This window comes from Streptomyces laculatispora (genome assembly GCF_017353455.1).
Taxonomy (GTDB): Bacteria; Actinomycetota; Actinomycetes; order Streptomycetales; family Streptomycetaceae; genus Streptomyces; species Streptomyces laculatispora.
In genome coordinates this window covers 1-26,702 of record NZ_JAFMPZ010000624.1, presented here as the reverse complement: position 1 = coordinate 26,702, position 26,702 = coordinate 1, and the positions used below count along the sequence as shown (strand labels likewise).

Below are 26,702 nucleotides of genomic sequence, written 5' to 3'. Positions count from 1 at the left end.
GCCCGCCCCGCCCGCCGTGAAGCCGCACATCACCACCCGCAAGGGCTTCGAGGTCGAGGGCGGTGACGACTCGCTGCCGCCGGTCTTCACGACGGTCCCGACCGAGAAGAAGATCGTCTTCCTGACGATGGACGACGGGGACGACAAGGACCCCGAACTGCTGCGGATGATGTCGGACCTGAACATCCCGTACAGCGCGTTCCTCAGCGACTACCTGGTGCGCGACGACTACGCCTACTTCAAGGACGCGCAGTCCCGTGGCGTCAGTCTCAACAACCACACGCTCCACCACCGTTACCTGCCCGGTCTCTCCCACGACGAGCAGAAGCGGGAGATCTGCGGCCAGCAGGACATCATCGAGAAGCAGTTCGGCAGCCGCCCCCGGCTCTTCCGGCCGCCGTACGGCAACTACAACGGCGACACGCTCCGGATCGCCAAGTCCTGCGGCATCACCGCCGTGCCCCTGTGGTCGGAGGAGGCCTTCCCCGACCACATGGAGTGGCGGGAGGAGGACCAGGACCTGCACCCCGGAGACATCATCCTCACGCACTTCCGCGGCCAGAAGGAATGGAAGGGCTCCATGCCCGACCTGGTCCGGGCCGTCATGAAGGTCATCACGGACAAGGGATACGCCGTGGCCCGGCTGGAGGACTACGTATGAGAAGGGCGCACCGGCTGCTGGCCGGACTGCTGGTCGCCGGTGCGCTCCTGACCGCCACCACCGGCTGTGCGCAGTCGGTGGACCCGATCGAACGGCTGGGCCGCAAGGCGGCGCAGCGGGTGAACCAGCCGCCGCGTGCGCCGGCGGCGCGGCCGGCGGAGGTGCGCGGTGACCACGGGGCACCGGGCTCGATGGTCGTCGTCGCCTGCGGCCGGGCACCGGAGTCGGGCCGCATCCGGCGGTTGTTCCCGTCGGCGCACTGGTGGCCGGGCGGCCCGGCGCGGCGCGACGGTGCGGGCCCGGGGGCGTGGTGCACGCGCCGTTGACATCAGGAACGGTCCGCCGGGGCCGGGCGTTCTCCCTGCGGCGGGGCCGGTTCGAGCCGGTCCGGGCCGCGGCGTCCTGCGAGATGGGCGCCACGAGGGGCGTGAATTGGCACTCCGCTTGACCGAGTGCTAACCGCGGTCATAGTCTCAGTGCTGGCACTCCCCACTGGAGAGTGCCAGCAGTACTGTGCGACCGGCAGGTCCGGCACCCGCGACGACGGGCCCACCTGGTCGCCACCCAAAGACTGTTAACCCCGTGAGATCTCCGAAGGGGGAGACCGGATCGTGTCGACCAGCACCAAGGTTGCGATCAAGCCGCTCGAGGACCGCATTGTGGTCCAGCCGCTCGACGCCGAGCAGACCACGGCCTCCGGCCTGGTCATTCCGGACACTGCCAAGGAGAAGCCCCAGGAGGGCGTCGTCCTGGCCGTGGGCCCGGGCCGCTTCGAGAACGGCGAGCGCCTTCCGCTCGACGTCAAGACCGGCGATGTCGTGCTGTACAGCAAGTACGGCGGCACCGAGGTGAAGTACAACGGCGAGGAGTACCTCGTTCTCTCGGCTCGCGACGTGCTCGCGATCATCGAGAAGTAATTCACCCACGTTTGCTTCTGTTCTGCGCCCCTGGCCCCCTGCGAAATAACTAGCCGGGCGGCGAGGGGCGCAGTTCTTGTTTTGAGAGGACAGTTCAGCTCCATGGCGAAGATCCTGAAGTTCGACGAGGACGCCCGTCGCGCCCTCGAGCGCGGCGTCAACAAGCTTGCCGACACGGTGAAGGTGACGATCGGCCCCAAGGGCCGCAACGTCGTCATCGACAAGAAGTTCGGTGCGCCCACCATCACCAACGACGGTGTCACCATCGCGCGCGAGGTCGAGTTGGATGACCCGTACGAGAACCTCGGTGCCCAGCTGGTGAAGGAGGTGGCGACCAAGACCAACGACGTTGCGGGTGACGGTACGACCACCGCCACCGTGCTCGCCCAGGCGCTCGTCCGCGAGGGCCTGCGCAACGTGGCCGCGGGCGCGTCCCCGGCCGCCCTGAAGAAGGGCATCGACGCCGCGGTCAAGGCCGTGTCCGAGGAGCTCCTCGCGACCGCACGCCCGATCGACGACAAGTCCGACATCGCCGCCGTGGCCGCGCTCTCCGCGCAGGACAGCCAGGTCGGCGACCTCATCGCGGACGCGATGGACAAGGTCGGCAAGGACGGTGTCATCACCGTCGAGGAGTCCAACACCTTCGGTCTGGACCTTGAGTTCACCGAGGGCATGGCCTTCGACAAGGGTTACCTGTCCCCGTACATGGTGACCGACCAGGAGCGTATGGAGGCCGTCCTCGACGACCCGTACATCCTGATCCACCAGGGCAAGATCGGCTCGATCCAGGAGCTGCTGCCGCTCCTGGAGAAGGTCATCCAGGCCGGTGCCTCCAAGCCGCTGCTGATCATCGCCGAGGACGTCGAGGGCGAGGCCCTGTCGACCCTGGTCGTCAACAAGATCCGTGGCACCTTCAACGCCGTCGCGGTGAAGGCCCCGGGCTTCGGTGACCGCCGCAAGGCCATGCTCGGCGACATCGCCACCCTCACCGGTGCGACCGTCATCGCCGAAGAGGTCGGCCTCAAGCTCGACCAGGCCGGTCTGGACGTGCTGGGCACCGCCCGTCGCGTCACCGTCTCCAAGGACGACACGACCATCGTCGACGGCGGCGGCAAGTCCGACGAGGTCGCGGGCCGCGTCAACCAGATCAAGGCCGAGATCGAGTCCACGGACTCCGACTGGGACCGCGAGAAGCTCCAGGAGCGCCTGGCGAAGCTGGCCGGCGGTGTCTGCGTGATCCGCGTCGGTGCGGCCACCGAGGTGGAGCTCAAGGAGAAGAAGCACCGTCTGGAGGACGCCATCTCCGCGACCCGCGCCGCGGTCGAGGAGGGCATCGTCTCCGGTGGTGGCTCCGCTCTGGTCCACGCCGTCAAGGTCCTTGAGGGCAACCTCGGCAAGACCGGCGACGAGGCCACCGGTGTCGCGGTCGTGCGCCGCGCCGCCGTCGAGCCGCTCCGCTGGATCGCCGAGAACGCGGGCCTCGAGGGCTACGTCATCACCTCGAAGGTCTCCGAGCTCGACAAGGGCCAGGGCTTCAACGCCGCGACCGGCGAGTACGGCGACCTGGTGAAGGCCGGCGTCATCGACCCGGTCAAGGTCACCCGCTCCGCGCTGGAGAACGCCGCGTCCATCGCGTCGCTGCTGCTCACGACCGAGACCCTGGTCGTCGAGAAGCCGGCCGAGGAAGAGGGCGAGGCCGGTCACGGCCACGGCCACTCGCACTAGCGTGTAGCTCCCCGCGCAAGCGGTGAGGCCCGGTACCCCGCGAGGGGTACCGGGCCTTTTGCATGGGACGCGGGCCGTGGGGCCGGCCGGGGAGGGCTACGCCGAGCGGAACAGCGCGTCCCCGTGGACCGGGTCCGCGAACGGGCGGCCGCTCGCGAACCGTTCCAGCTCGTCCAGCGCCTGGTCCGCCATCCGGTGCAGCTCATTGCCGAGCGAGCCCGCGACGTGCGGAGTCAGCAGCACGTTCGGCAGGTCGTAGAACGGCGAGGACGTACGGGGCGGATCGGGATGCGTCACATCCAGCACCGCGTGCAGCCGGCCGCTCGTCAGCTCGGGAAGCAGCGCGTCCTCGTCGACCAGCGAGCCCCGCGCGGTGTTGATCAGCGTCGCGCCCGCCGGCATCGCGGCCAACTGGGCGGCGCCGATGAGGTGGTGCGTCTCCGGGAGCTGCGGGGCGTGCACCGAGACCACGGAACTGCGCGCGCACAACTCGTCGAGCGTGGCGAGGCGGACACCCAGCCCCGCGGCCCGTTCCGCGCCGACGTAGGGGTCGTACAGCAGGACGTCCAGATCGAAGGGGCGCAGCAGCTCGATCACCCGGCGGCCGATGCGGGAGGCCCCGACGATGCCGATCGTGCGGCGGTAGTTGCCGGTGCCGTCCAGTTCGGCGAGCCAGTCGTGGTCGGCGCGCAGGGCGCGGTAGCGGTCCGCGGAGTGCAGGACGCGCTTGCCCGCGAAGAGGATCGCGGCGAGGGTGAACTCGGCGACCGGCAGGGCGTTGGCCCCGGCCGCCGAGGTGACGGCGATGCCGCGTTCCCAGCAGGCGTCGGTGATGTGGTGCTTGACCGAGCCGGCCGCGTGCACCACCGCGCGCAGCCGCGGTGCGGCGGCCAGCACCGGCGCGGTGAGCGGTGTCGCTCCCCAGCAGGTGAACAGCACCTCGGCCTCGGCGAGCGCGGCGGCCACCTCGGGCGTCGGGTCGGCCAGGTCGTGGGCGACGAGACGGGTGTCCGTACGGGTGAGGGCGGCCAGCCGGGCGTGGTGGTGTTCGGCGAGGAGGCGTCCGGCGATGCCGGGGCCCATCGCGAGCAGGGCCCGGGGCCGGTTGTCAGTGGCGTGCGGCATGGTGGAACTCGTACTCCTCGGGGCTCGCGTGGACGGTCACTTGACGCTGCCGGCGGTCAGGCCCGCCTTCCAGTGCCGCTGCAGGGAGACGAAGGCGACGATCAGCGGGATGACGGCGAGGAGGGACCCGGTGACGACGAGGGGGTAGAAGCTCGGCTCGCCATGGGTGTTGGTGTTCCACGAGTACAGCCCGAGGCTGAGCGGGAACAGCTTGCGGTCCGAGAGCATCACGAGGGGGAGGAAGAAGTTGTTCCAGATCGCGGTGAACTGGAAGAGGAAGACGGTCACGAACCCCGGCATGACCATGGGCAGCCCGACGGACCAGAAGGTGCGCAGCTCACCCGCCCCGTCGATACGGGCCGCCTCCAGGGCCTCGTTCGGTATGTACCCCGAGCAGAACACCCGGGCGAGATACACGCCGAACGGGTTGACCAGCACCGGGATCAGCACCGACCAGTAGGTGTTGACCAGACCGACCTTGGACGCCAGCAGGTACATCGGCAGGGCGAGTGCGGTGGTGGGCACCAGCACGCCCATCAGCACCAGGCCGAACAGCTGGTCCTTGCCCCGGAACGTGTACTTGTCGAAGGCGTACCCCGCGGCGACGCAGATCAGCGAGCAGACGAGCGCGCCACCGCCCGCGTAGCCGAGGCTGTTGAGGTACCAGCGGAAGTAGATGCCGTCACCGTAGGAGGCCAGGTTCGACAGGTTCTCGCCGAGGTTGAAGCCGTCGAAGGAGAACGCGTTGCCGGCGAGCAGGCCGCCGGTGTCCTTGGTGGCGGCGGTGACCAGCCAGACGAGCGGGAAGAGCATGTAGACGACGGCGAGCAGCAGGAAACCGTTGACCGCGGTCTTCGACATCCAGCGGCCGCGGGAGGCGGGGGAACTCATGCTTTCTTGCCCTTCCGGCCGGTGAAGCGGGTGACGACGAAGGACAGCAGCGCGGCGGTGAGCGCCAGCAGGATGGAGGCGGCCGCGGCGAGGCCGTAGTCGTTGCGTTCGAAGGCCGCGGTGTACGCGTACATGTTCGGCGTCCAGGTGGAGGAGACGGCGGAGCCCGTCCCCTTGTTGAGGATCAGTGGTTCGGTGAAGAGCTGGAGCGAGCCGATGACGGTGAACAGCGCGACCATCACGACCGAGGCGCGGATCAGCGGGACCTTGATGGCGATCGCGACGCGCCAGGCGCCCGCGCCGTCTACCGTGGCCGCTTCTAGCACGGAGCGGTCGATGGCCTGCAACGCGGCGTAGAAGATCACCATGTTGTAGCCGAGCCACTCCCACAGCGCGATGTTGACGACGGAGGGCAGTGCCCCGTCGGGCGAGAAGAAGTCGAAGCCGATTCCGCCGGACTCCATGGCGCTGACCACCGGGCTGAGCTGCGGTGTGTAGAGGTACACCCAGATCAGCGCGGCGATGATGCCGGGCACGGCGTGCGGCAGGAACAGCGCGAGCTGGAAGAACCGGCGGGCGCGGGCCAGCGTGGAGTCCAGCAGCAGGGCGAGGGCGAGGGCCCCGACGAGCAGCAGCGGAATGTAGAACAGGCAGTATCCGAGGAGTACGCCGAAGCCCTCGCGGAACGCCCGGTCACCCAGGGCCGCCGTGTAGTTGTCGAGCCCGCTGAAGACGGTCTCGGTGCCGCCGAAGCCCAGGCCGGACTGCTTCTCGGTGAACAGGCTGAGCCAGACCGCGTATCCGATCGGCAGCACCATGGCCAAGGTGAACAGTACGAAGAAGGGCCCCAGCAGGATGGCGGCGGTTCTGGTTGTCCGGGCGTGCCTCATCAGCCTGCGTCCTCGACCTTCAGACCGCGCTTCTTCAGCTCGGCGACCGTGGCGTCGTGCCCGGCCTTCACCGCGTCCTTGACGGTGGTGCCGCCGCTCGCGACCTTGCCGAACTGGTCCTTCATCGTGGTGTTCGTGGTGCCGGTCGTCGGGCCCCAGCTCCAGTTCGGGCCGATGGACGTCGCGGCCTCCTCGAACACCTGGTAGATGTCCTCGCCGCCGTAGAAGTCGGCGTCGAACGCCTTCTTCGCGACCGGGCGCAGGGACGCCGCGGCCGGGAACGCGCTCGAAGTGCCGGACTCGATACGGGCCTTGATGCCGTCCTCGGTGGTCGACATCCAGGTGGCGAACTCGACCGCCGCCTTCGCCTTCTTGCTGGTCTTCGTCACCGCGAAGGTGGAGCCGCCGAGCATGCCGCTGGCCGGCTTGCCGTCCCAGCTGGGCATCGGGGCGACGGCCCACTTGCCGCTCTGCTCGGGCAGGGTGCCCTTGAGGACGCCCGCGCCCCAGGCCGCGCCGAGGTAGCCGACGGTGCCGCCGTTCTTGAGGGAGTTGGTCCATTCGGGGCTGAACGAGGCGTTGGCGCGGATCAGGTCGTCGTCGAGCAGACCCTGCCAGTAGTCGGCGACCTTGCCGGTGGCCGCGTCGGTGGTGTTGACCTTCCAGGTGTCGCCCTCGGGCTTGTACCACTGCGCACCGGCCTGCCAGGCCATCGCCTGGAACGTGGTCGGGTCATCGGGGAAGAAGGTGCCGATGCGGGCCTTCTTGTCGGCCTTCTTGACCTTCTCGGCGGCCTTGCGGAACTCGTCCCAGGTCTTGGGGACCTCGACGCCGTACTTCTTGAACAGGTCCTTGCGGTAGTAGAAGGACTGCGGCGAGGCGTCGAAGGGGACGGCCCAGTTCTTGCCGCCGAGCGTCGTCAGCTCCACCGCCTGGGGCAGCAGCTTCTTCCGGATGTCCTCGGTGAAGTACTGGCCGATGTCCTGGAGCGCGCCCTGGCTGACGTACTCCGGGAGCTGCGGGTACTCGATGGAGACCAGATCGGGGGCGTTGCCCGCCTTCACGGCGTTGGAGATCTTGGCGTAGCCGCCGGCGTTGCCGGACGGGATCTCCTCGTAGACCACCTTGATGTTCTTGTGCGAGGCGTTGAAGGCGTCAACGACCTCCTTGGACCCCTTGGCCCAGCCCCAGAAGGTGATGCTGACGGGCTTGCCGTCGCTTCCGGCGGCGGACGTGTCGTCACCGCCGCCGCCGCAGGCCGTGAGAACGGCGAGGGCGGTGGCGGCGCCGACTACGGCGAGGGACGTTCTGCTCGAACTGCGGCTCACAGCGAGGCTCCTGAACAGGCGGCGACATTGGCGTTGGCCGTGATCCTTGGACCAGCCGTGACCGAAGTCAAGAGCGAAAGAGCGATTGATCGAAAAAAGATCAAAAGCGTTGTGAACGGAGACGGTACGAAGGCGTGCGGGGACCGTCCTCCGGATGTGCCCGGGAGTGCCTGCGGAAGCGTCCGCGGAAGCGCCTAGGGAAGCGGCGCTCCGCAGGAGTCCCTGACCCGGAGCTGCGGAAGCAGCGTCAGGTGCCGGCGGGGCGCACCTGCCTCCTGGCCGAGCCGCTCCACCAGCAGTTCCGTCGCATGGCGGCCCACCTCGCGCTTCGGCGGCGCCACGGCGGTGAGCGGGGTGTCCGCGAGCGCCGCCACCTCGTCGTCGTACGCGATCAGCGCCAGGTCCTGCGGCACGCGCACGCCCAGCTCGGACAGGCGCTGCACCACCTGGATGGCGTCCACGTCGTTGTGGATCAGCGCGGCCGTCGCCACTCCGGAGCCGACGGCCTCGCGAAGCGCCTGTACGGCCTCCTCGAAGGCCTCCGGGGCCTGTTCGGCCGGAACGGACTCGATCACGTCCTGGGGTACGCGCAGCCCGAGCGCGGCCAGGGCCTCCGCGTATCCGGAGCGCACCGCGAGGGCGGTCGGGGAGTCCGCGCGGGCCATCAGCAGCGGCGCCCCGTGCCCGAGGCGCACCAGGTGGCGCACGGCCAGCAGCACCCCGTGCCCGTGGTCCGAGCAGACCCGGTCCAGGCCGTCCAGCGGAGAGCCGGCGGTGGGCCTGCGCTCCAGCAGCACGGTCGGCACGGGCAGTGAGCTGATCCAGTCACCGAACGCGGAGGGGTCGCCCGGATGCTGCCAGCCGGGCGCGACCAGCAGCCCTTCGGCGCCCGCGGAGAGCAGCCCCTGGGTACGGGCGTGGTCCTCCTGCGGCCGGTAGTCGGAGATCCGCAGGATCAGCCGGGCCCCCGCCCGCGCGGCGGCCTCGTGGGCGCCGCGGATCACCTCGGCGAAGTAGTACGTCGCGGAGGGCGCGAGCATGCCGAGGACCAGGCCGCTGCCCGTGCTGCCGGGCCCGGCGGGGACGGTGTCCTGCGGCCAGGACACCGAGCCGTGGACCCGGTCGAGCAGGCCGCGGCCGGCCAGTTCCTCGACGTCCCGGCGCACCGTGACGGGCGAGACCCCCAGCTGCGAGGCCAGGTCCGACACCCGGGCGGAGCCCCGGTCCCGTACCAGTCCGAGCAGGCGGTCATGACGTTCAGCAGCACTCTCGCGCACGGCGGCAGTCCCCTCGCAGTGTGTGGCCCGGCCCGCGGCCCGGCCGGTACCGGAGCCGGTGTCCGACCCTAGACCCAACGTGATCGAACGATGGGAGTTTCGATCATTCAAACGTAATCCATTGACGTTCGATCAATCCAAGTCCAGGATTCCCGGCGATGCCGATCGGGCCGTTCGCGGCCCGTCCCGTCCCTGACTGTTCGTACGGAGGAATTGTGAGACATCGCGTCACCGCCGCGGCGCTCGCGGCCCTGACGGCCGCCGCCGGTCTGACCCTCGCAGGACCGAGCGCCGCGCAGGCGGCACCCGCCGGCCGCACCTTCCACGTGGACTGCGCCGCGTCCCCTCAGGGCGCCACCGGCAGCAGGCAGCACCCCTGGACCACCCTCGCCGAGGCCAACGCGCACACCTACGGCCCGGGCGACCGGCTGCTGTTCAAGCGAGGCGCCACCTGCACCGGCACCCTCGCCCCCACGGGCGCCGGCTCCCCCCGCGCACCGTTCACCATCGCGGACTACGGCAGCGGCCCGGACCGCGCCGAGCTCGACGGTGCGGGCGCCCACGACACCGTCCTGCTCTCCAACACGCAGTACGTGCACCTCAGGGCCCTGGAGATCACCAACGCCGACCACCCCGGCAGCGAGCGCAACGGCGTCCGCCTCCTCCTCACCGACTACGGGGTGGCCCGCGGCTTCGACATCTCCGGCCTGTACATCCACGACGTGCGCGGCGGCGACTTCAAGACCGTGTCCGGCTCCAGCGCGATCCACATCGCCGTCGAGGGCACCGCGAAGGCCAGCCGGTACGACGGCCTGGACATCGGCGGCAACCGCATCGAGGACGTCGACCGCGAGGGCATCTATTTCAAGTCGACCTTCTCCAGGCGCGATCTGGTCGGCCGGCAGCAGGACCCGGACGTCTACCCGGGCGAGTGGACCCCCAGCACCAGAGTCCGCATCCACCACAACACGCTCACGTCGCTGGCCGGTGACGGCATGAAGCTCGACACCACCAGCGGCGCCCGGGTCGACCACAACCGGGTCGACGGCTTCCAGCTCCGCTCGCCCTCCGCCAACGCGGGCATCTGGACCTTCAACACCGACGACACCACCGTCGAGTACAACGAGGTCTCGGGCGGCGGCAACACCCACGACGGGATGTCCTTCGACGCCGACGGCGCCTCGCGGAACACCGTCTTCCAGTACAACCACAGCCACGACAACAAGGGCGGCTTCCTGCTGATCTGCCCGTACGACGGCGCGAAGACCATCGGCACCGTCGCCCGGTACAACGTCAGCCGCGACGACGGGGCCCGCCTCATCCAGAACTGCTGGGGCCCGATCCTCGGCACCGAGATCTACAACAACACCTTCCACAACAAGGAGCAGATCCCCGGATACCTCGTCCAGGACGACGCCGGCAGCCCCGCCACCACCCAGCACGAACTGTCCGTCCGCAACAACGTCTTCGTCAGCGAGGGCACCGGCGGCTACGCCTTCAAGAACCCGACTCCCGGGCTCTCCTTCGACCACAACGCCTTCTACGGCATCGAGATGACCCGCCCCGACACCGGCGGCATCACCGCCGACCCGAAGCTCCGGACCGACTTCCGGCTCGGCGCGGGCTCGCCCGCCCTCGCCGCCGGAGCCGTCATCGAGAACAACGGCGGCAAGGACTACTTCGGCGACCGGCTGAAGCCCGGCGCCCCCAACATCGGCGCCTACGCGGGCCGCGGCGTGCGGTAACCGACCGCTCACTGAGGTCCGTACTTGCGGCCTGTCTTGGAGGTCACCCCTCCGAGCAGGCCGCGCGGCGTCACCTTGACCAGTCCCATCAGCGCCTTGTACCGCGGATCCGGGACCGAGACCGATTTGCCGCGCGCCAGGTCCGCCAGGGCCGCCGACACCAGCTTGTCGGCGTCGAGCCACATCCAGCCCGGGATGTTGCCGGTGCCCATGCCGGCCCGCTGGTGGAACTCCGTCCGGACGAAGCCGGGGCAGAGCGCCATCAGCCGCACGCCCGAGCCCGCCAGGTCCTTGGCCGCGCCCTGGGTGAACTGCACGACCCACGCCTTGGACGCCCCGTAGGTACCGCGCGGCACGAACGCCGCCACCGAGGCCACGTTCACGACGCCGCCCCTGCCGCGCTCCTTCATCCCGGCCGCGGCCGCCGAGGTCAGCCGCAGAACCGCCTCGCAGTGCACCTTCAGCATGGCCAGCTCATCGGCCATGGGGACGTCCAGATAACTGCCCTTGTTGCCGAACCCGGCGTTGTTGACCAGCAGATCGACGGACTGCAGCCGATCGCCCAGCCGCGCCTCGACCGCCGCGATCCCGTCGTCCGTGGACAGGTCCGCGGGCAGTACCTCGGCCTCGATGCCGTGCCGGTCGTGCAGCTCGGTGGCCTGCTCCCGCAGCCGCTCGGTGTCGCGGGCCACCAGGACCAGGTTGTGCCCCTCGGCCGCGAGCCGCCGCGCGAAGGCGGCCCCGATGCCCGCGGTCGCGCCCGTAATCAGTGCAGTCGTCATACGCGGCACGTTAGTGCCACCCGCGGGCCCGCGGCCGACCGCCCGGCGCTCCCCGCTCACCGCTGCCGCGCCGCGTACTCCCGCGCCCTCCTCAGCGGCTCGGGGTGCAGCGCCTCCCCGGCCGGGAGCAGGAGCGGCAGCAGCTCCTGCTGGGTCGTCACGGCCCGGAACTGGAGCTCCACCGTGACGTCGTGGTCCGGCCGGTGAACGATCTCCACCGGGTCACCGGACCGGATCGCGCCCGGCGTGATCACCCGCAGATACGCGCCGGGATCGGCCGCCCGCGTGTACCGCCTGACCCATTGCCTCTCGCCGAGGTGGCCCGCGAACGTACGGCACGGGATGCGGCCCGACGTGATCTCCAGGACCAGATCGGGGCCGATCCGCCAGCGCTCACCGATCAGCGCGCCCCTGACGTCCACCCCGCCCGTGGTCAGGTTCTCGCCGAAGCCGCCGTTGGGCAGTGGGCGCCCCAGCTCCCGCTCCCACCGGTCCAGTTCCTCGCGGGCGAAGGCGTACACCGCCTGGTTCGAGCCACCGTGAAAACGCAGGTCGCAGACGGCGTCCCCGGCCAGACCGCTGCCACCGGTGCCCTCCGGACCGGGGTCGGTGACCTGTACGGGGCCGTCGGCCGGGTGCTTGCCGATCCCGGTCACGCCGCCCGGGGAGTCGGTGTACGGCACGGCCACGGGCCGGCCCGTGTTCACGGTCAGCACTCTCATCGCGTCCATCCCCGCACGCTAGCGAACACTGGCTCAAAGTCGCACACGAATAATTCGCACCTTCTCCAAGAACCTCTTATATTTGAAGGGTGATCGAAGCCCGTCATCTCCGCGTCCTGCGAGCCGTGTCCACCACCGGCTCCTTCTCCGCCGCAGCCCGCGAACTGGGCTGCACGCAGCCCGCGGTCAGCCAGCAGATGAAGGCCCTGGAGGCCTCCGCCGGCACCACGCTGCTCATCCGGACCGGGCGCGAGATGCGGCTGACGCAGGCGGGCGAGGCGCTCGTGCGGCACGCCTCGGGCATTCTCGCCGGGCTCACCGCCGCCGAGGAGGAGGTCGCCGCGATCGCCGGTCTGCGGGCCGGCCGGGTCCGGCTGGTGTCCTTCCCGAGCGGCAGCTCCACCCTGGTCCCGGGTGCCCTCGCGGCGCTGCGGGCCGCGCACCCCGGCACCCGGGTCTCCCTGGTCGAGGCCGAGCCGCCCCATTCGGTGGAGATGCTGCGCGACGGCGACTGCGACATCGCCCTGGCCTTCCGGTACGGCACGCAGGGCGCCGAGTGGGACGACCTGGTGGTGCGCCCATTGCTCACCGACCGCCTGATCGGCCTGCTCCCCGATGTCCACCACCTGGCGGACCGGCCGGCGGTGGACATTGCCGAACTCGCCGGTGAATCGTGGATCGCGGGCTGCCCGCGCTGCCGCCGGCAGCTGGTGGAGGTCTGCGAGGAGTCCGGCTTCACCCCCCGGATCGACTTCGCGACCGACGACTACCCGGCGGTGATCGGCCTGGTCGGCGCGGGACTGGGGGTGGCTGTGCTGCCGGAGCTGGCGATCGAGTCGGTGCGCCCCCGGGGCGCCCGGACCGTCACCGTGGAGCCGGCCATCGAGCGCGAGATCGTCGCGCTGACCCTGCCCGATCTGGCGCAGGTCCCGGCGGTGGCGGCCACTCTGGACCAGCTGGCGCTGGCGGCCGCCCGTTGAGCGGACCGCGGCGCGTGCAGCGTGCGTAGCGCGTGCGCCGCACGCGGAGAAACGTTTCTGCCGTGCGAGTCTCTGCCGTGCGGCTGGGGTCAGCCGTGCCCGGGGGGTGAAGCGGGGCCGCCCGTGGGCGCCGTCGCGGCGATCAGCCGGTTGCGGGCCCGTCCCATGAGCTCCTCGCGCTCGTCCTCGGTCAGTCCGCCCCACACTCCGTAGGGCTCTCGTACCGCGAGTGCGTGCGCCGCGCACTCGGCGCGTACCGGGCACCGCATACAGACCTCTTTCGCGGAGGTCTCGCGGGCGCTCCGGGCGGCGCCTCGTTCCCCCTCCGGGTGGAAGAACAGCGAGCTGTCGACCCCGCGGCAGGCGGCCAGCAGCTGCCAGTCCCACAGATCGGCGTTGGGGCCGGGAAGGCGGGAGAAATCTGCCATTGCTTGTCCCCTCGAAACCATGCTGAGTCGGAAAAGTCGTCGTCATCCATCTTTGACCGTGTTCATGACCGTACATCTACGGTGTTAGTAGATGTAAATATGACTGATTGCGAATCTAGTCACAGACACCAGTAAAAGGGAAGAAAACCCGCCAAATGGGGCATAAGTTCCTGTGAAGATTCAGTTGACGGCTGGACGATCCGTGGCGCTCTCCTTCGTGTGCGCTCCCTCACGTAGAGTGCCGAACTCGGCTGTCCGACCCGTAACTCTTTCGAGTGACCATCGTTGAGAGTGCGGAGGCGGTTGGCAGAAAAAGCGATCGGGCAGATGTCCGAGAGCGTCAACCGCACAGGTGACGACTTGTAACAGCCTGGAGGCTCAAGGTGACGCGCATCAGCTTCGGAGGGCGGTCATGACATCCGTCCTCGTCTGCGACGACTCCCCGCTTGCCCGAGAGGCGCTCCGTCGCGCGGTCGCGACCGTGCCCGGCGTCGAGCGTGTGACGACGGCGGCCAACGGCGAGGAAGTCCTCCGCCGCTGGGGTGCCGACCGTTCGGATCTGATTCTGATGGACGTACGCATGCCCGGTCTGGGAGGTGTGGAGACCGTCCGCCGACTGCTCTCCGCCGACCCCGGGGCGAGGATCATCATGCTGACCGTCGCCGAGGATCTGGACGGCGTCGCCCTCGCGGTCGCCGCCGGGGCCCGCGGGTATCTGCACAAGGACGCCTCCCGGGCGGAGCTCCGGGCGACCGTCACCCAGGCGCTCGCCGATCCGACGTGGCGGCTGGCCCCGCGCCGGCTGCGGTCGGCCGAGATGGGTGCGGCGCCCACGCTCACGGCGCGTGAGATCCAGGTGCTCGAAGGGATGAGCCACGGCCGCTCCAACGCGGAGATCGGCCGTGAGCTGTTCCTCTCCGAGGACACGGTGAAGACGCACGCCAGGCGCCTGTTCAAGAAGCTCGGCGCCTCGGACCGGGCACACGCCGTCGCGCTCGGCTTCCGCTGGGGCCTGGTCCGCTAGGCCGTCTTCCGAGAAGTCCCGTCTGCCTCGCGGCGGGCGGGGCGGTCCCGGCCGGGGGCGCGCCAGGGTCTGTTCCGAGGCTCCGCCCGCCGTGCGGCGTCCGGCGTACACGCTCGCGGTGTCGTCGGATTCCCGGTGGCCCCTTCCCGGTATGTGACGCTTCCCGGCGGATGACGCATCCTTGAGATGTGGAGTTCCCTGGGAACGATTCGGTCGAGCGGAAGGGGAGGGCGCAGGACATGACTTCCGGCGCACCCGCTCATAACGCTTCGGTGCACAACTACGGACGCGGTGCCGCGGATGACGCGGCACCGAGGCACCATGGTTCGATGCGCGACGACGGAACGACGGTGATCGGTGCCCTGGTGCACCGAGCCGTCGAGGGCGACGCGCAGGCCACCCATGATCTGCTGGCCCATGTCCACCCCCTCGCGCTGCGCTACTGCAGGTCCCGGCTGAACCGGCTGCCCGGTGATGCCCGCCACTTCGTGGAGGACCTGGCGCAGGAGGTCTGTGTCGCGGTGCTGATGGCGCTGCCGCGGTACAAGGACACCGGCAGGCCCTTCGAAGCCTTCGTCTTCGCCATCGCCGGCCACAAGGTGGCCGATCTCCAGCGGGCCGCGATGCGGCACCCGGGATCGACCGCGGTGCCCTCCGACGAGATGCCGGAGCGGCCGGACGATTCGCTCGGGCCCGAGGAGCGCGCGCTGCTCAGCAGCGATGCGGCCTGGGCCAAGAGGCTCCTCGCCAACCTCCCCGAGAACCAGCGTGAGCTGCTGGTTCTGCGCGTCGCGGTCGGGCTGACCGCGGAGGAGACCGGACAGCTGCTGGGCATGTCGCCGGGCGCGGTCCGGGTCGCCCAGCACCGTGCGCTGAGCCGGCTGCGGGCCCTCGCCGAACAGTGAGCCCGGGCCCGTCGCGGGTCCCGTAGGAAGGTACAGAACCTCCGGGTGATCTTGCTCGTGGAATGAGACACGCACGGAGGCCGTTAGCATGGACATCCGCACCGATCAAGGCCATTTGGGGAAGGTGTCATGACTGCAAACGTCGACGGAGTGCCCGAGAAATTCGCGACGCTCGGGCTGACATACGACGACGTGCTGCTGCTGCCGGGCGCATCTGATGTGCTGCCCAACGCGGTCGACACCTCGTCGCTCATCTCGCGGAACGTGCGCGTGAACATTCCGCTGCTGTCCGCCGCGATGGACAAGGTGACCGAGGCCCGCATGGCCATCGCCATGGCCCGACAGGGCGGCGTCGGCGTACTGCACCGCAACCTCTCGGTCGAGGACCAGGTCAACCAGGTGGACCTGGTGAAGCGGTCCGAGTCCGGCATGGTCACCGACCCGATCACGGTCAGCCCGGACGCCACGCTCGGCGAGGCCGACGCGCTGTGCGCCAAGTTCCGCATCAGCGGCGTCCCGGTCACCGATCCGGCGGGCAAGTTGCTCGGCATCGTCACCAACCGCGACATGGCCTTCGAGTCGGACCGCTCGCGCCAGGTGCGTGAGGTCATGACGCCGATGCCGCTGGTCACCGGCAGGGTGGGCATCTCCGGCGTGGACGCCATGGAGCTGCTGCGCCGTCACAAGATCGAGAAGCTTCCGCTGGTCGACGAGACGGGCATTCTCAAGGGCCTCATCACGGTCAAGGACTTCAAGAAGGCCGAGCAGTACCCGAACGCGGCCAAGGACGGCGAGGGCCGGCTGCTCGTCGGCGCGGCCGTCGGCGCCAGCCCGGAGGCGCTGGACCGCGCCCAGGCGCTGGCCGGGGCAGGCGTCGACTTCCTGATCGTCGACACCTCGCACGGCCACAACAGCAACGCCCTCAACTGGATGGCGAAGATCAAGTCGGCCGTCGGCGTGGACGTCATCGGCGGCAACGTCGCGACCCGCGACGGCGCCCAGGCCCTGGTCGACGCCGGTGTGGACGGCGTCAAGGTGGGCGTCGGACCCGGTTCGATCTGCACCACCCGGGTGGTCGCCGGTATCGGCGTCCCGCAGGTGACCGCGATCTACGAGGCCGCGCTGGCGGCCCGTGCCGCGGGTGTCCCGGTCATCGGTGACGGCGGCCTGCAGTACTCCGGTGACATCGGCAAGGCCCTGGTGGCCGGCGCCGACGCGGTGATGCTCGGCTCGCTGCTCGCGGGCTGCGAGGAGTCCCCGGGCGAGCTGCAGTTCATCAACGGCAAGCAGTTCAAGTCGTACCGCGGCATGGGTTCGCTCGGCGCGATGCAGTCCCGTGGCCAGGGCCGCTCCTACTCGAAGGACCGGTACTTCCAGGCCGAGGTGTCCTCCGACGACAAGCTCGTCCCCGAGGGCATCGAGGGCCAGGTGCCCTACCGGGGCCCGCTGGCCAACGTCCTGCACCAGCTCGTCGGCGGTCTCCGCCAGACGATGGGGTACGTGGGCGCGGCCTCCGTCGATGAGATGGAGAGCAAGGGCCGCTTCGTGCGGATCACCTCGGCGGGTCTCAAGGAGAGCCACCCGCACGACATCCAGATGACGGTCGAGGCACCGAACTACAGCCGGAAGTAACGCAACAACGCAGGTGAGGGGCGGACCGGGGTTCCCGGGACCGCCCCTCACGCGCGTGTCGGGGATACTGGACAGCGCAGACGTAGAGGGAAAGGCCACACCATCGTGACTGAGATCGAGATCGGGCGCGGCAAGCGCGGCCGCCGGGCATACGCATTCGACGACATCGCCGTCGTCCCGAGCCGCCGGACCCGCGACCCGAAGGAGGTCTCGATCGCCTGGCAGATCGACGCCTACCGCTTCGAGCTGCCGTTCCTGGCCGCTCCCATGGACTCCGTCGTCTCCCCGCAGCACGCCATTCGCATCGGTGAGCTCGGCGGCCTCGGCGTGCTCAACCTGGAAGGCCTGTGGACCCGGCACGCCGACCCGCAGCCGCTGCTCGACGAGATCGCCGAGATGCCCGTCGAGTCGGCCACCCGCCGGCTCCAGGAGATCTACTCCGCCCCCATCCAGGAAGAGCTGATCGGCCGGCGCATCAAGGAGGTGCGCGACTCCGGTGTCGTCACCGCCGCCGCGCTCTCCCCGCAGCGCACCGCCCAGTTCTCCAAGGCCGTCGTCGACGCGGGTGTGGACATCTTCGTCATCCGCGGGACGACGGTCTCCGCCGAGCACGTCTCGGGCGCGGCCGAGCCGCTCAACCTGAAGCAGTTCATCTACGAGCTGGACGTCCCGGTGATCGTCGGCGGCTGTGCCACGTACACCGCCGCCCTGCACCTGATGCGCACCGGCGCGGCCGGTGTCCTCGTCGGCTTCGGCGGTGGCGCCGCGCACACCACGCGCAACGTCTTCGGCATCCAGGTCCCGATGGCGACCGCGGTCGCCGATGTGGCCGGTGCCCGCCGCGATTACATGGACGAGTCCGGCGGCCGGTACGTGCACGTGATCGCGGACGGCGGCGTCGGCTGGTCCGGCGACCTGCCGAAGGCCATCGCCTGCGGTGCGGACGCCGTGATGATGGGCTCCCCGCTCGCCCGCGCTACGGACGCGCCGGGCCGCGGCCGTCACTGGGGCATGGAGGCCGTCCACGAGGACGTGCCGCGCGGCAAGCTGGTCGACCTCGGCTCGGTCGGGACGACGGAGGAGGTCCTCACCGGTCCTTCGCACACCCCCGACGGCTCGATGAACATCTTCGGCGCACTGCGCCGGGCGATGGCGACCACGGGCTACAGCGACCTCAAGGAGTTCCAGCGCGTCGAGGTGACGGTGGCGGACTCGCAGCACCGCCGCTGAGTACGCGCAGTACGACGGGAGGGCCCGGACGGCGATCGCGCGATCGCCGTCCGGGCCCTCCCGTGTGTCGCGACCGCGACTATTCGGCGGCCTTCTTCGCGCCGGAGAACGCGGCGACCGCCGCGACGGCGAAGAAGAGGTACGAGATGAAGTTCGAGTCGGCCTTCCAGGCCTCGTTCAGCGCACCGAAGTGGTCGAAGAACAGTTCGGAGACCGTGACCGGGTAGTCCTTGGCCGCGATCATCGCCTCGCCGAGCAGCTGGCCGAAGTAGACGGCGATCAGCGCGAAGACGGCGCTGAGGACCGGAAGCGCCGGATTCCGGCCGCCGACCTTGCCCGACGCGAAGCCGACGACGAAGCCGACACCCACGGCCGCGTAGCCGATCTCGTGCTTGGTGGCGCCGATGATGGCGCCGTAGATGGCCCCCGCGACGACGGCTGCGACGACTGCGGCAAGGATTCCGAGCCCGACGTTGTCACGCGCCGGTGCCACCGGGGCGAACGGGGTGCCGCCGCCGAACTGGACGCCCGGCTGGCCCGGCTGACCGTACGGACCCGGCTGCTGGCCCGCGAAAGGGTTGCCGGTCGGGGCGGCGGGCTGCTGGCCGGCGTACGGGTTGCCGTCCTGGGGCTGCTGCGGCTGGTTCGGCGGTGGTACGGGCTGGCTCATTCGGGTTCCCCCCTGGACGGATACGCACGACTGTGCGAGAAGTGACGCCGCAGGCTAGCAGTCACGTCGGACATCGGCCCAGAAATTCCTTGGGGGGACTGAGGTCAGAGCCGGTGCGCGGCTCCGGCGGGCGTCGCGCCCCGGGTGTCGAGGAGCAGTTGCGCCTTCACGGCGAGGCCCTGGAGGTCGTACGTACGGTGGTGCTGGAGCAGCACCGTGAGATCGGCGCTGGAGGCCGCCTCGTACAGTGAATCGGCCCGGGGGACCGGGAGTTCACGTACCCGCCAGTCCAGGACGTGCGGATCGTGGTAGCCGATCTGGGCCCCCATGTCCATCAGCCGGGTGGCGATCTCGCGGGCGGGGGAGGCTTCCTGGTCGGCGAGGTCCGGCTTGTAGGTGACGCCGAGCAGCAGCACCCGGGCGCCGCGCACGGATTTCCCGTGTTCGTTGAGGAGGGTGGCGCAGCGCTGGATCACGTACTGCGGCATCCGGTCGTTGATCTCCTGCGCGAGCGAGACCATCCGCAGCGGGTGGCCGGGGGTGCGGCTGCTGTACGGGAGGTAGCCCGGGTCGACCGGGGCTCCGTGGCCGCCGACGCCGGGGCCGGGGCGGAAGGGCTGGAAGCCGAAGGGCTTGGTCTCGGCGCACCTGATGACGTCCCACAGGTCGACGCCGATGTCGTGGCAGAGCACGGCCATCTCGTTGACCAGGGCGATGTTGACGTGCCGGAAGTTGGTCTCCAGGACCTTCGTCATCTCGGCCTCGCGCGGGCCGCGGGCGCGTACGACCTTGTCGGTGAGCCGGCTGTAGAAGGCCGCGGCCGATTCGGTGCAGGCGGGGGTGAGGCCGCCGATGACCTTGGGGGTGTTGGCGTAGACGTGGGTGCGGTTGCCGGGGTCGAGCCGGGTCGGGGAGTAGGCGAGGTGGAAGTCGCGTCCGCCGCGCAGCCCGGAGCCCTTTTCGAGGAGGGGGAGCAGGAAGTTCTCGGTGGTGCCGGGGGGCACGGCCGATTCCAGCAGCACCGTGGTGTGCGGTCGCAGCCGGGCGGCGAGGGCGCGGGCCGCGTCGCCGATGGCACCGAGGTCCAGGGTGCGGTCGGGGCCGAGCGGGGTGGGCGCGCAGATCACGGCGGTACGGACCCGGCCCAGCTCGGCCTCGTTGGTGGTGGGGCGGAAGCCCCCGGAGAGCATGCGGCGGACGTCGGACGCGGTGAGCGGTCCCTCGACGGGGGTGCGGCCCGCGGAGAGCTCCGCGAAGGCCCGGGGGTCGGTGTCGTAGCCGACGGTCTGGATACCGGCTGCGACGGCGGCTTGGGCGAGGGGCAGGCCGAGGTGACCGAGTCCGATGACGGCGAGGTCTGCAGGCACGTGGGTGGCCGTCCTTCCCTAAGACCATGAAGACAGAAAGCGCAACCGCTGGGGACAGCGCAATGTCAGACTAGGCGTAAATATGACCTATATGTCGCATTGTGTGGTCCCGGTTGTCCGGGTGTTGTCCACAGGCGGTGGCTGAAGTCGCAGAGCGCGGACAGAATCGAGGGGTGGGCACGGGCATTCGACCCCACGGTCGGACCGCACCCCCGTGCCCGGACCACCCCGATCTACCGGGAGGCAGTAGTGAGGACAGCGACACTGGGACCCGCGGAACGCGGCGAGGCGCTCGCAGCGATGGCCGAGCGCGAACTGGACGTGCTGGTCGTGGGGGCGGGCGTGGTCGGCGCCGGGACGGCGCTCGACGCGGCCACGAGAGGGCTCGCCACCGGTCTGGTCGAGGCTCGCGACTGGGCGTCCGGCACGTCGAGCAGGTCGAGCAAGCTGATCCACGGCGGGCTGCGCTACCTGGAGATGCTCGACTTCGCGCTCGTCCGGGAGGCGCTGAAGGAGCGCGGGCTGCTGCTGGAGCGGCTGGCCCCGCATCTGGTGAAGCCGGTGCCGTTCCTCTATCCGTTGCAGCACAAGGGCTGGGAGCGGCTGTACGCGGGCTCGGGCGTCGCGCTGTACGACGCGATGTCGGTGTCGTCCGGGCACGGCCGCGGACTGCCCGTGCACCGGCACCTCTCCCGCAGCCAGGCCCTGCGCGTCGCGCCCGCGCTGAAGCGGGACGCCCTGGTGGGGGCCCTGCAGTACTACGACGCCCAGATGGACGACGCCCGCTATGTGGCGACGCTGGTACGGACCGCCGCCGGCTACGGCGCGCACGTGGCGAACCGGGCCCGGGTGGTCGGCTTCCTGCGGGAGGGCGAGCGGGTCGTCGGCGTCCGGGTGGAGGACGTCGAGGCGGGCGGTGAGTACGAGGTCAGGGCCAAACAGGTGGTCAACGCCACCGGCGTCTGGACGGATGACACCCAGGCGCTGATCGGTGAGCGCGGCCAGTTCCACGTCCGGGCGTCCAAGGGCATCCACCTGGTCGTCCCGAAGGACCGCATCCACTCCTCCACCGGCCTGATCCTGCGCACCGAGAAGTCCGTGCTCTTCGTCATCCCGTGGGGGCGGCACTGGATCGTCGGCACGACGGACACCGACTGGGACCTGGACAAGGCGCATCCCGCGGCGTCCAGCGCGGATATCGACTATCTGCTGGAACACGTCAATTCGGTCCTGGCCACGCCGCTGACCAGGGACGACGTCGAGGGAGTCTATGCGGGGCTGCGGCCGCTGCTGGCCGGCGAGTCGGACGCGACCAGCAAGCTCTCGCGCGAGCACACGGTGGCGCATCCGCTGCCGGGCCTCGTCGTCGTCGCGGGCGGGAAGTACACCACGTACCGGGTGATGGCCAAGGACGCCGTGGACGAGGCGGTGCACGGCCTCGACCAGCGGGTGGCCGAATGCGTCACCGAGGACATTCCGCTGCTGGGCGCCGAGGGCTACCGCGCCCTGTGGAACGCGCGGGCCAGGATCGCCGCCCGGACCGGACTGCACGTCGCCCGGGTGGAGCATCTGCTGAACCGGTACGGCGCCACGACCGAGGAGATCCTGGAGCTGATCGTCGCCGATCCGGTGATGGGTGAACCGCTGCCGTCCGCCGACGACTACCTGAAGGCCGAGATCGTCTACGCGGCCTCGCACGAAGGGGCCCGCCACCTCGACGACGTGCTGACCCGGCGGACCCGGATCTCCATCGAGACCTTCGACCGGGGCACGCGTTCCGCGCAGCTCTGCGCGGAGCTGATGGCTCCGGTGCTCGGCTGGGACAAGAGCCAGATCGCGCGGGAGGTCGCGCACTACGAGAAGCGGGTGGAGGCGGAGCGGGAGTCGCAGCGCCAGCCCGACGACCTGACGGCGGACGCGGCACGGCTCGGGGCGCCGGACATCGTGCCCATTTAGCTGAGTACCGGACTCTGAACGTCAGGTGTGCAGAACAACGGTTCAGTGCCGTGTGCCGGGCAGCCAAGTCGCCTACGTGCTGCTGGGGGGCGCTGCCTCGATCCGGGAGAACACCGACACGGACGCTCGCCAGTAATGCCACCAGGGGAGGCTGAGAGGCCGAGACAAACAGGACGGGCCCGCGCGGCGTCGCGCGGGCCTGTCTCCTACGGGCAGAACTCCGCTTCCAGGAGTGCGGGTTCGAGCGTCTCCGTGCCGGTCAGGATGTCCGTGTCGATGCGGTACGTCAGGATGTGGCCACCGTCGCGGCTTGCGGCGGTACGGACGTAACTGCCCGCTATGCGGCCGTTGTGACCCCAGACGGTGACTCCGCAGGAGAGCCGCTCCGGGTAGATCCCCAGGCCGTAGTTCCCTTGCGCCGCAGCCGTGTTCAGCATCCCGGCCAGCTGTGCGGGCGGGAGCAGTCGTCCGCCCAGCAGGGCCGCGAAGAAGCGGTTCAGATCGGAGAGCGTGGAGATCAGCTCACCGGCGGCGCCCGCGGTGCGCGGGTCGAGTTCGGTGGCGTCGATCAGGCCGCCGCCCGCCGGATCGCGGGAGTAGCCGCGGCCGTGCGGTGCGGGCAGGGTGGTGCGGGCCCCGGGCAGGGAGGTGCCGGTGAGGCGGAGGGGAACGATGATGCGGCGCCGGATCTCGGCGGCGTAATCGTGGCCGGTGACGCGCCGAACGACCAGGCCCAGCACGGCGTAATCGGTATTGGAGTAGGCGAACACGCCGGGGCGGGTCGTGGGGCGGTGGCTCGTCGCCGTACGGATCGCGGCGGTGGCGGAGACCGGATGCGCGGACCTGTCGTCGGTGTAGTCGTAGAGCCCGCTGGTGTGGCTGAGCAGGGCGCGCAGGGTGATGCGGCGGCCGTCGTTCCCGTGACCGCGGATCAGTCCGGGCAGAAAGCGCTCGACCGGTTCCGACAGCCGCAGTCGTCCCTCATGGGCGAGTTGGAGCACGACGGTGGCGACGAAGGTCTTGGTGATGCTGCCCGCCCGGAAGCGGTCCGCGTACCGGATGCCGGGACCCGTTGACCGGTAGATGCCGGAGCCGGCGGCGGAGGGGGCGCGTATCAGGAGTGCGGCAGTGGGGGCTTCGCCCTGGACCAGGAGCCGTGGCAGGTAGGAGGCTGCGGGCGTGAGGTGTGGTTCGCTGGGCAGGCTCGCTGTTCCGAGGCAGAGCAGCGCTGTCGCCAACAGGGTGACGAGCGGTGCCCTTAGAGTCGGCATGGCAGGGAGTCCCTTCCTCCGGCCACATCATGGCGGACCCGGGCCCCGGCACCAGGACCGGTCCCGGGGTAGGGGACAATGAACGCTCTGCCAGGGCGGGTTGATCGCAGAGGGGACGCATGTCGGAGGCGGAGCAGGCACGGGAGCCCCAACGGGACAAGGACGGACGTCTCCTTGCGGGGCGGTACCGGCTCGGGGAGGTGCTCGGCCGGGGCGGTATGGGCACGGTCTGGCGCGCCGTGGACGAGACGCTGGGCCGCACGGTCGCGGTCAAGGAGCTGCGGTTCCCGACAGCCATCGACGACGACGAGAAGCGCCGTCTCATCACGCGTACGCTGCGCGAGGCGAAGGCGATCGCCCGGATCCGCAACAACGGCGCGGTCACGGTCTACGACGTGGTCGACGAGGACGACCGGCCGTGGATCGTCATGGAACTCATCGAGGGCAAGTCGCTGGCCGAGGCGGTGCGCGAGGACGGTGTCCTGACACCGAGACGGGCGGCCGAGGTAGGTCTGGCCATCCTCGACGTGCTGCGTTCGGCGCACCGCGAGGGCATTCTGCACCGTGACGTGAAGCCGTCCAACGTGCTGATCGCCGAGGACGGCCGGGTCGTGCTGACCGACTTCGGGATCGCCCAGGTCGAGGGCGACCCCTCCGTCACCTCCACGGGCATGCTCGTCGGCGCACCCTCGTACATCTCGCCGGAGCGGGCCCGCGGGCACAAGCCCGGCCCGCCGGCCGACCTGTGGTCGCTCGGCGGACTGCTGTACGCGAGCGTCGAGGGCTGCCCGCCGTACGACAAGGGCTCCGCGATCGCGACCCTGACCGCGGTGATGACCGAACCGCTCGACCCGCCGAAGAACGCGGGCCCGCTGGAAGAGGTCATCTACGGTCTGCTCGCCCGGGACCCCGAGCAGCGGCTCGACGACGCGGGTGCGCGCGCCCTGCTCAGCGACGTGATCGACGCCCCCGAGCAGCCGGACGTCCCGGTACCGCCACCGGCCGACGCCACCCAGGTGATGGCGCTGCCCAAGGTGCCCGCCCCCGCCAGGCCGGCGTCCAAGTCCGGTGAAGCGGGCGAGGGCACCCGCGACCGGCTGCGGGGCGCACTGCGCTCCGCGCGGAACGCCAAGGCGGCGCCCGTCGCCGCAGCGGGCACTGCCACCGCGGCACCGTCCGCACCGGCCCGGCCCGCCAAGGCCCCCGCGACGGCCGCCGCCTCCGGGGCCCTGCCGTCGCCGCGTCCGGCCACCTCTCCGAGTACCCTGCCCCGGGCGTCGCTCACGGACGTGGTGCCGCGCCGCACCCTGGCGGTCATCGCGGCCGTCATCGTGCTCGCCGTGCTCGGGACGGTCCTCGCGCTCACGCTGGGCGGGGACAAGGGCGCCGACAACGCGGGCAAGGGCAAGGACGACACCTCCGCCTCGGCCGGTTCGTCGACGGGCGGCGGCTCCGCCGGTACCGCCGGTACGGAACAGGGCGGCAGCGGCAAGGAGCAGGGCAAGGACCCGGGCAAGGGCCAGGACGGGAACGACGGCCAGGACCAGGACAAGGGCAAGGACGACTCCGGCAAGGGGTCGGACAGCTCCGACGACGACGCGGAGGGCAAGGACGCGCTGCCCGCCGGGTACAAGTGGGTCACCGACAAGCGGTTCCACTTCACCATGGCGATGCCCAAGGGATTCGCGCGCAATTCGATCGCGGGCAGCAACTCCGGCGGCATCTACAACATCGACAAGGGCTTCCCGCGCGTCCAGATCGACTACAACAGCTCGCCCGGAGATGACGCGGCCGCCGCCTGGAACGGGCTGAAGGGCGCGGTCGCCGGCAGCAGCAGCGGATACCAGCACCTGGGTATAGAGAAGGTCGAGTACAACGGGTACCCGACCGTCGCCGACTGGCAGTTCGAGCGCAACGAGCACGGGCAGCGCAGCCGGATCCTGAACCGGGGCTTCAAGGTCGACGCCAAGCGCGGCTACTCGATCATGATCAGCTGCAAGGTCGACGAGTGGGACGGCGAGGCGTGCAAGACGCTGCGCGAGACGGCGTTCGACACGTTCAAGCCGCTCGGCTGAGGGTGCGGCCGGCGGACCGGGTTGCGGGGACCTTCCGCGCGGCCGCCGGTTGCCACGTATTGTGAGAGCTCGAAGACCGTACGCAGCCGGGACCGCAAGTCAATTGCACGGTAAGTGACCGCAATTGGTGGGATTCGTGCGGTCTACGTGACCGAGGGACAGCGCGCTCCGGGGAGGCGTCGTGGACGACTATGCGGGTCGGGTGCTTGCCGACCGCTACCGCCTTCCGCTGCCCCCGTCGGATGCGTACGAACTGGTCGAGACCCGGGCGTTCGACACATACAGCGGACAGGAAGTCCTGGTCCGGCAGGTGCCGTTGCCGGAGGTCGTGGACGCGGAGGTGCTCGACGCCGACGGCCTGCCCACGCCGGCCCGGCGCACGAGCGGACGCACGGTGCGGCGGTCCACCGATCCGGCGGTCCGGCGCGCCATCGAGGCCGCCCAGGCGGCGGCCCAGGTGCCCGACCACCCGCGGCTCGACCAGGTCTTCGACGTGTTCGCCGAGGCGGGATCGCTCTGGATAGTGAGTGAACTGGTCGCGGCCCGCCCGCTGGCGGCCCTGCTCGCGGAGCGCCCGCTCAATCCGTACCGGGCCGCGGAGATCGGCTCCGACGTCCTGACGGCGCTGCGCGTCCTGCACGCCCACGGCTGGACCCATCGCAACATCACCGTGCGCACGGTGCTCATCTGCGACGACGGACGCGTCGTGCTGACCGGCCTGGCGGCCGGGGCGGCGGAGGAGGCCCTCTGCGGGTACGTGCCGGTGCCGCGCCCGGACGACGCCGAGGACGACGGGGAGTACGGTCGCCCCGCGGTGGAGTCGGGCCCCACCGGCCCGTACGTGCCGCCGACGGCCGGGGCGGGGTCCGACGACCCGTACGCGCTGCCGATGGCCGAGTACGACTCCCCGTACGACTCCGGGGCCGATGACCCGTACGCGCTGCCGATGGCCGACTCCGACGCCGAGTACGAGTCCGACTCCGACGCCGAGTACGAGTCCGACTCCGACGCCGAGTACGAGTCCGAGTACGAGACCGACCCGCACGAGCCGTCCGACCCGCACGCGCCCTTCCGGCCGCCTGCGCTGTCGCCGCCCGCGCG

24 protein-coding genes are annotated in these 26,702 nt (G+C 70.3%); 13 read left to right on the top strand and 11 right to left on the bottom strand.

Annotated elements, in window-relative coordinates; genetic code table 11:
* The 4 genes from J1C73_RS32740 to groL all read left to right on the top strand — a co-directional run.
* On the top strand, window positions 1-661 hold a 661-nt coding region (locus J1C73_RS32740), incomplete at its 5' end, for a polysaccharide deacetylase family protein (RefSeq protein ID WP_207319536.1).
* On the top strand, window positions 658-987 hold the full coding sequence (locus tag J1C73_RS32735) for a hypothetical protein (protein WP_207319538.1): 330 nt from the start codon (window positions 658-660) through the stop codon (window positions 985-987). The genes J1C73_RS32740 and J1C73_RS32735, both read left to right, overlap by 4 nt.
* Window positions 988-1,269: 282 nt before the next feature.
* Window positions 1,270-1,578, top strand: coding sequence for a co-chaperone GroES (gene groES, locus J1C73_RS32730; RefSeq protein ID WP_024490209.1), 309 nt, complete (start codon window positions 1,270-1,272; stop codon window positions 1,576-1,578).
* A 102-nt stretch (window positions 1,579-1,680) separates the two neighbouring features.
* Window positions 1,681-3,303, top strand: coding sequence for a chaperonin GroEL (groL, locus tag J1C73_RS32725; RefSeq protein WP_207319535.1), 1,623 nt, complete (start codon window positions 1,681-1,683; stop codon window positions 3,301-3,303).
* A gap of 96 nt (window positions 3,304-3,399) precedes the next feature.
* Here groL and J1C73_RS32720 read toward each other — a convergent pair whose 3' ends face one another.
* The 5 genes from J1C73_RS32720 to J1C73_RS32700 form a co-directional block, all read right to left on the bottom strand.
* The gene (locus tag J1C73_RS32720; protein WP_207319534.1) at window positions 3,400-4,428 is read right to left on the bottom strand and encodes a hydroxyacid dehydrogenase; all 1,029 of its coding nucleotides are present in this window, start codon (window positions 4,426-4,428) and stop codon (window positions 3,400-3,402) included.
* Window positions 4,429-4,464: 36 nt separating this feature from the next.
* Window positions 4,465-5,319, bottom strand: a complete 855-nt coding sequence (locus J1C73_RS32715) for a carbohydrate ABC transporter permease (RefSeq protein ID WP_123461113.1) — start codon at window positions 5,317-5,319, stop codon at window positions 4,465-4,467.
* A complete protein-coding gene (locus J1C73_RS32710) occupies window positions 5,316-6,209 on the bottom strand; it encodes a carbohydrate ABC transporter permease (protein ID WP_207319533.1) in 894 nt (297 codons plus the stop codon). Before J1C73_RS32710 ends, J1C73_RS32715 begins: the two co-directional genes overlap by 4 nt.
* Window positions 6,209-7,537 carry an ABC transporter substrate-binding protein gene (locus J1C73_RS32705; RefSeq protein ID WP_207319532.1) on the bottom strand — a complete coding sequence of 443 codons (1,329 nt, stop codon included), beginning with the start codon at window positions 7,535-7,537 and terminating at the stop codon, window positions 6,209-6,211. Before J1C73_RS32705 ends, J1C73_RS32710 begins: the two co-directional genes overlap by 1 nt.
* 194 nt (window positions 7,538-7,731) lie before the next feature.
* The gene (locus J1C73_RS32700) at window positions 7,732-8,814 is read right to left on the bottom strand and encodes a LacI family DNA-binding transcriptional regulator (RefSeq protein ID WP_207319531.1); all 1,083 of its coding nucleotides are present in this window, start codon (window positions 8,812-8,814) and stop codon (window positions 7,732-7,734) included.
* Between the two features lie 215 nt (window positions 8,815-9,029).
* Between J1C73_RS32700 and J1C73_RS32695 the strand changes: the two genes are divergently transcribed.
* Window positions 9,030-10,559 (top strand): right-handed parallel beta-helix repeat-containing protein, encoded by a 1,530-nt coding sequence (locus tag J1C73_RS32695; protein WP_207319530.1) that lies wholly within the window; start codon window positions 9,030-9,032, stop codon window positions 10,557-10,559.
* An 8-nt stretch (window positions 10,560-10,567) separates the two neighbouring features.
* Here J1C73_RS32695 and J1C73_RS32690 read toward each other — a convergent pair whose 3' ends face one another.
* Complete coding sequence (locus J1C73_RS32690; RefSeq protein ID WP_207319529.1) at window positions 10,568-11,341, bottom strand: SDR family NAD(P)-dependent oxidoreductase; 774 nt, start codon at window positions 11,339-11,341, stop codon at window positions 10,568-10,570.
* A gap of 56 nt (window positions 11,342-11,397) precedes the next feature.
* Entirely contained in the window at window positions 11,398-12,063 is a 666-nt protein-coding gene (locus J1C73_RS32685; RefSeq protein WP_207319537.1) for an MOSC domain-containing protein, read from the bottom strand.
* Between the two features lie 89 nt (window positions 12,064-12,152).
* Here J1C73_RS32685 and J1C73_RS32680 point away from each other — a divergent pair, with 89 nt between their 5' ends.
* Entirely contained in the window at window positions 12,153-13,043 is an 891-nt protein-coding gene (locus tag J1C73_RS32680) for a LysR family transcriptional regulator (RefSeq protein WP_123461120.1), read from the top strand.
* A gap of 89 nt (window positions 13,044-13,132) precedes the next feature.
* Here J1C73_RS32680 and J1C73_RS32675 read toward each other — a convergent pair whose 3' ends face one another.
* Window positions 13,133-13,471, bottom strand: a complete 339-nt coding sequence (locus J1C73_RS32675) for a WhiB family transcriptional regulator (protein ID WP_207319528.1) — start codon at window positions 13,469-13,471, stop codon at window positions 13,133-13,135.
* Between the two features lie 412 nt (window positions 13,472-13,883).
* On the opposite strand from J1C73_RS32675, the gene J1C73_RS32670 reads away from it, so the two are divergent.
* The 4 genes from J1C73_RS32670 to J1C73_RS32655 all read left to right on the top strand — a co-directional run bounded on the left by J1C73_RS32670 (window position 13,884) and on the right by J1C73_RS32655 (window position 18,262).
* The gene (locus J1C73_RS32670; protein ID WP_003948568.1) at window positions 13,884-14,495 is read left to right on the top strand and encodes a response regulator transcription factor; all 612 of its coding nucleotides are present in this window, start codon (window positions 13,884-13,886) and stop codon (window positions 14,493-14,495) included.
* Window positions 14,496-14,824: 329 nt separating this feature from the next.
* On the top strand, window positions 14,825-15,400 hold the full coding sequence (locus tag J1C73_RS32665) for a sigma-70 family RNA polymerase sigma factor (RefSeq protein WP_073732620.1): 576 nt from the start codon (window positions 14,825-14,827) through the stop codon (window positions 15,398-15,400).
* Between the two features lie 129 nt (window positions 15,401-15,529).
* Window positions 15,530-17,032 carry an IMP dehydrogenase gene (guaB, locus tag J1C73_RS32660; protein WP_123461122.1) on the top strand — a complete coding sequence of 501 codons (1,503 nt, stop codon included), beginning with the start codon at window positions 15,530-15,532 and terminating at the stop codon, window positions 17,030-17,032.
* 105 nt (window positions 17,033-17,137) lie between these two features.
* Window positions 17,138-18,262, top strand: coding sequence for a GuaB3 family IMP dehydrogenase-related protein (locus J1C73_RS32655; RefSeq protein WP_123461123.1), 1,125 nt, complete (start codon window positions 17,138-17,140; stop codon window positions 18,260-18,262).
* 79 nt (window positions 18,263-18,341) lie between these two features.
* Here J1C73_RS32655 and J1C73_RS32650 read toward each other — a convergent pair whose 3' ends face one another.
* Both J1C73_RS32650 and J1C73_RS32645 read right to left on the bottom strand, forming a co-directional pair.
* Window positions 18,342-18,932 carry a hypothetical protein gene (locus tag J1C73_RS32650; protein WP_207319527.1) on the bottom strand — a complete coding sequence of 197 codons (591 nt, stop codon included), beginning with the start codon at window positions 18,930-18,932 and terminating at the stop codon, window positions 18,342-18,344.
* 104 nt (window positions 18,933-19,036) lie between these two features.
* Window positions 19,037-20,299, bottom strand: coding sequence for a nucleotide sugar dehydrogenase (locus tag J1C73_RS32645; RefSeq protein ID WP_123461125.1), 1,263 nt, complete (start codon window positions 20,297-20,299; stop codon window positions 19,037-19,039).
* Between the two features lie 249 nt (window positions 20,300-20,548).
* Between J1C73_RS32645 and J1C73_RS32640 the strand changes: the two genes are divergently transcribed.
* Window positions 20,549-22,255: a glycerol-3-phosphate dehydrogenase/oxidase gene (locus J1C73_RS32640; RefSeq protein WP_207319526.1), complete on the top strand. Its 1,707-nt coding sequence runs from the start codon at window positions 20,549-20,551 to the stop codon at window positions 22,253-22,255.
* A 206-nt stretch (window positions 22,256-22,461) separates the two neighbouring features.
* On the opposite strand, the gene J1C73_RS32635 is transcribed toward J1C73_RS32640, so the two are convergent.
* Window positions 22,462-23,526 carry a serine hydrolase domain-containing protein gene (locus J1C73_RS32635; RefSeq protein ID WP_207319525.1) on the bottom strand — a complete coding sequence of 355 codons (1,065 nt, stop codon included), beginning with the start codon at window positions 23,524-23,526 and terminating at the stop codon, window positions 22,462-22,464.
* Window positions 23,527-23,645: 119 nt separating this feature from the next.
* Here J1C73_RS32635 and J1C73_RS32630 point away from each other — a divergent pair, with 119 nt between their 5' ends.
* Together J1C73_RS32630 and J1C73_RS32625 are read left to right on the top strand one after the other, a co-directional pair.
* A complete protein-coding gene (locus J1C73_RS32630) occupies window positions 23,646-25,601 on the top strand; it encodes a serine/threonine-protein kinase (RefSeq protein ID WP_207319524.1) in 1,956 nt (651 codons plus the stop codon).
* Window positions 25,602-25,782: 181 nt separating this feature from the next.
* Window positions 25,783-26,702 (top strand): protein kinase (locus J1C73_RS32625; RefSeq protein WP_307797846.1); only part of this gene is annotated, 920 nt, incomplete at its 3' end.

What these genes read in the sequence shown, in the direction of transcription:
- guaB (WP_123461122.1), top strand. Translation starts at nt 15,530, where the DNA reads ATGACTGCAAACGTCGACGGAGTGCCCGAGAAATTCGCGACGCTCGGG.
- groL (WP_207319535.1), top strand. Translation starts at nt 1,681, where the DNA reads ATGGCGAAGATCCTGAAGTTCGACGAGGACGCCCGTCGCGCCCTCGAG.
- J1C73_RS32670 (WP_003948568.1), top strand. Translation starts at nt 13,884, where the DNA reads ATGACATCCGTCCTCGTCTGCGACGACTCCCCGCTTGCCCGAGAGGCG.
- J1C73_RS32650 (WP_207319527.1), bottom strand. Translation starts at nt 18,932, where the DNA reads ATGAGCCAGCCCGTACCACCGCCGAACCAGCCGCAGCAGCCCCAGGAC.
- J1C73_RS32715 (WP_123461113.1), bottom strand. Translation starts at nt 5,319, where the DNA reads ATGAGTTCCCCCGCCTCCCGCGGCCGCTGGATGTCGAAGACCGCGGTC.
- J1C73_RS32675 (WP_207319528.1), bottom strand. Translation starts at nt 13,471, where the DNA reads ATGGCAGATTTCTCCCGCCTTCCCGGCCCCAACGCCGATCTGTGGGAC.
- J1C73_RS32735 (WP_207319538.1), top strand. Translation starts at nt 658, where the DNA reads ATGAGAAGGGCGCACCGGCTGCTGGCCGGACTGCTGGTCGCCGGTGCG.
- J1C73_RS32635 (WP_207319525.1), bottom strand. Translation starts at nt 23,526, where the DNA reads ATGCCGACTCTAAGGGCACCGCTCGTCACCCTGTTGGCGACAGCGCTG.
- J1C73_RS32710 (WP_207319533.1), bottom strand. Translation starts at nt 6,209, where the DNA reads ATGAGGCACGCCCGGACAACCAGAACCGCCGCCATCCTGCTGGGGCCC.
- J1C73_RS32690 (WP_207319529.1), bottom strand. Translation starts at nt 11,341, where the DNA reads ATGACGACTGCACTGATTACGGGCGCGACCGCGGGCATCGGGGCCGCC.
- J1C73_RS32685 (WP_207319537.1), bottom strand. Translation starts at nt 12,063, where the DNA reads ATGAGAGTGCTGACCGTGAACACGGGCCGGCCCGTGGCCGTGCCGTAC.
- J1C73_RS32720 (WP_207319534.1), bottom strand. Translation starts at nt 4,428, where the DNA reads ATGCCGCACGCCACTGACAACCGGCCCCGGGCCCTGCTCGCGATGGGC.
- J1C73_RS32665 (WP_073732620.1), top strand. Translation starts at nt 14,825, where the DNA reads ATGCGCGACGACGGAACGACGGTGATCGGTGCCCTGGTGCACCGAGCC.
- J1C73_RS32630 (WP_207319524.1), top strand. Translation starts at nt 23,646, where the DNA reads ATGTCGGAGGCGGAGCAGGCACGGGAGCCCCAACGGGACAAGGACGGA.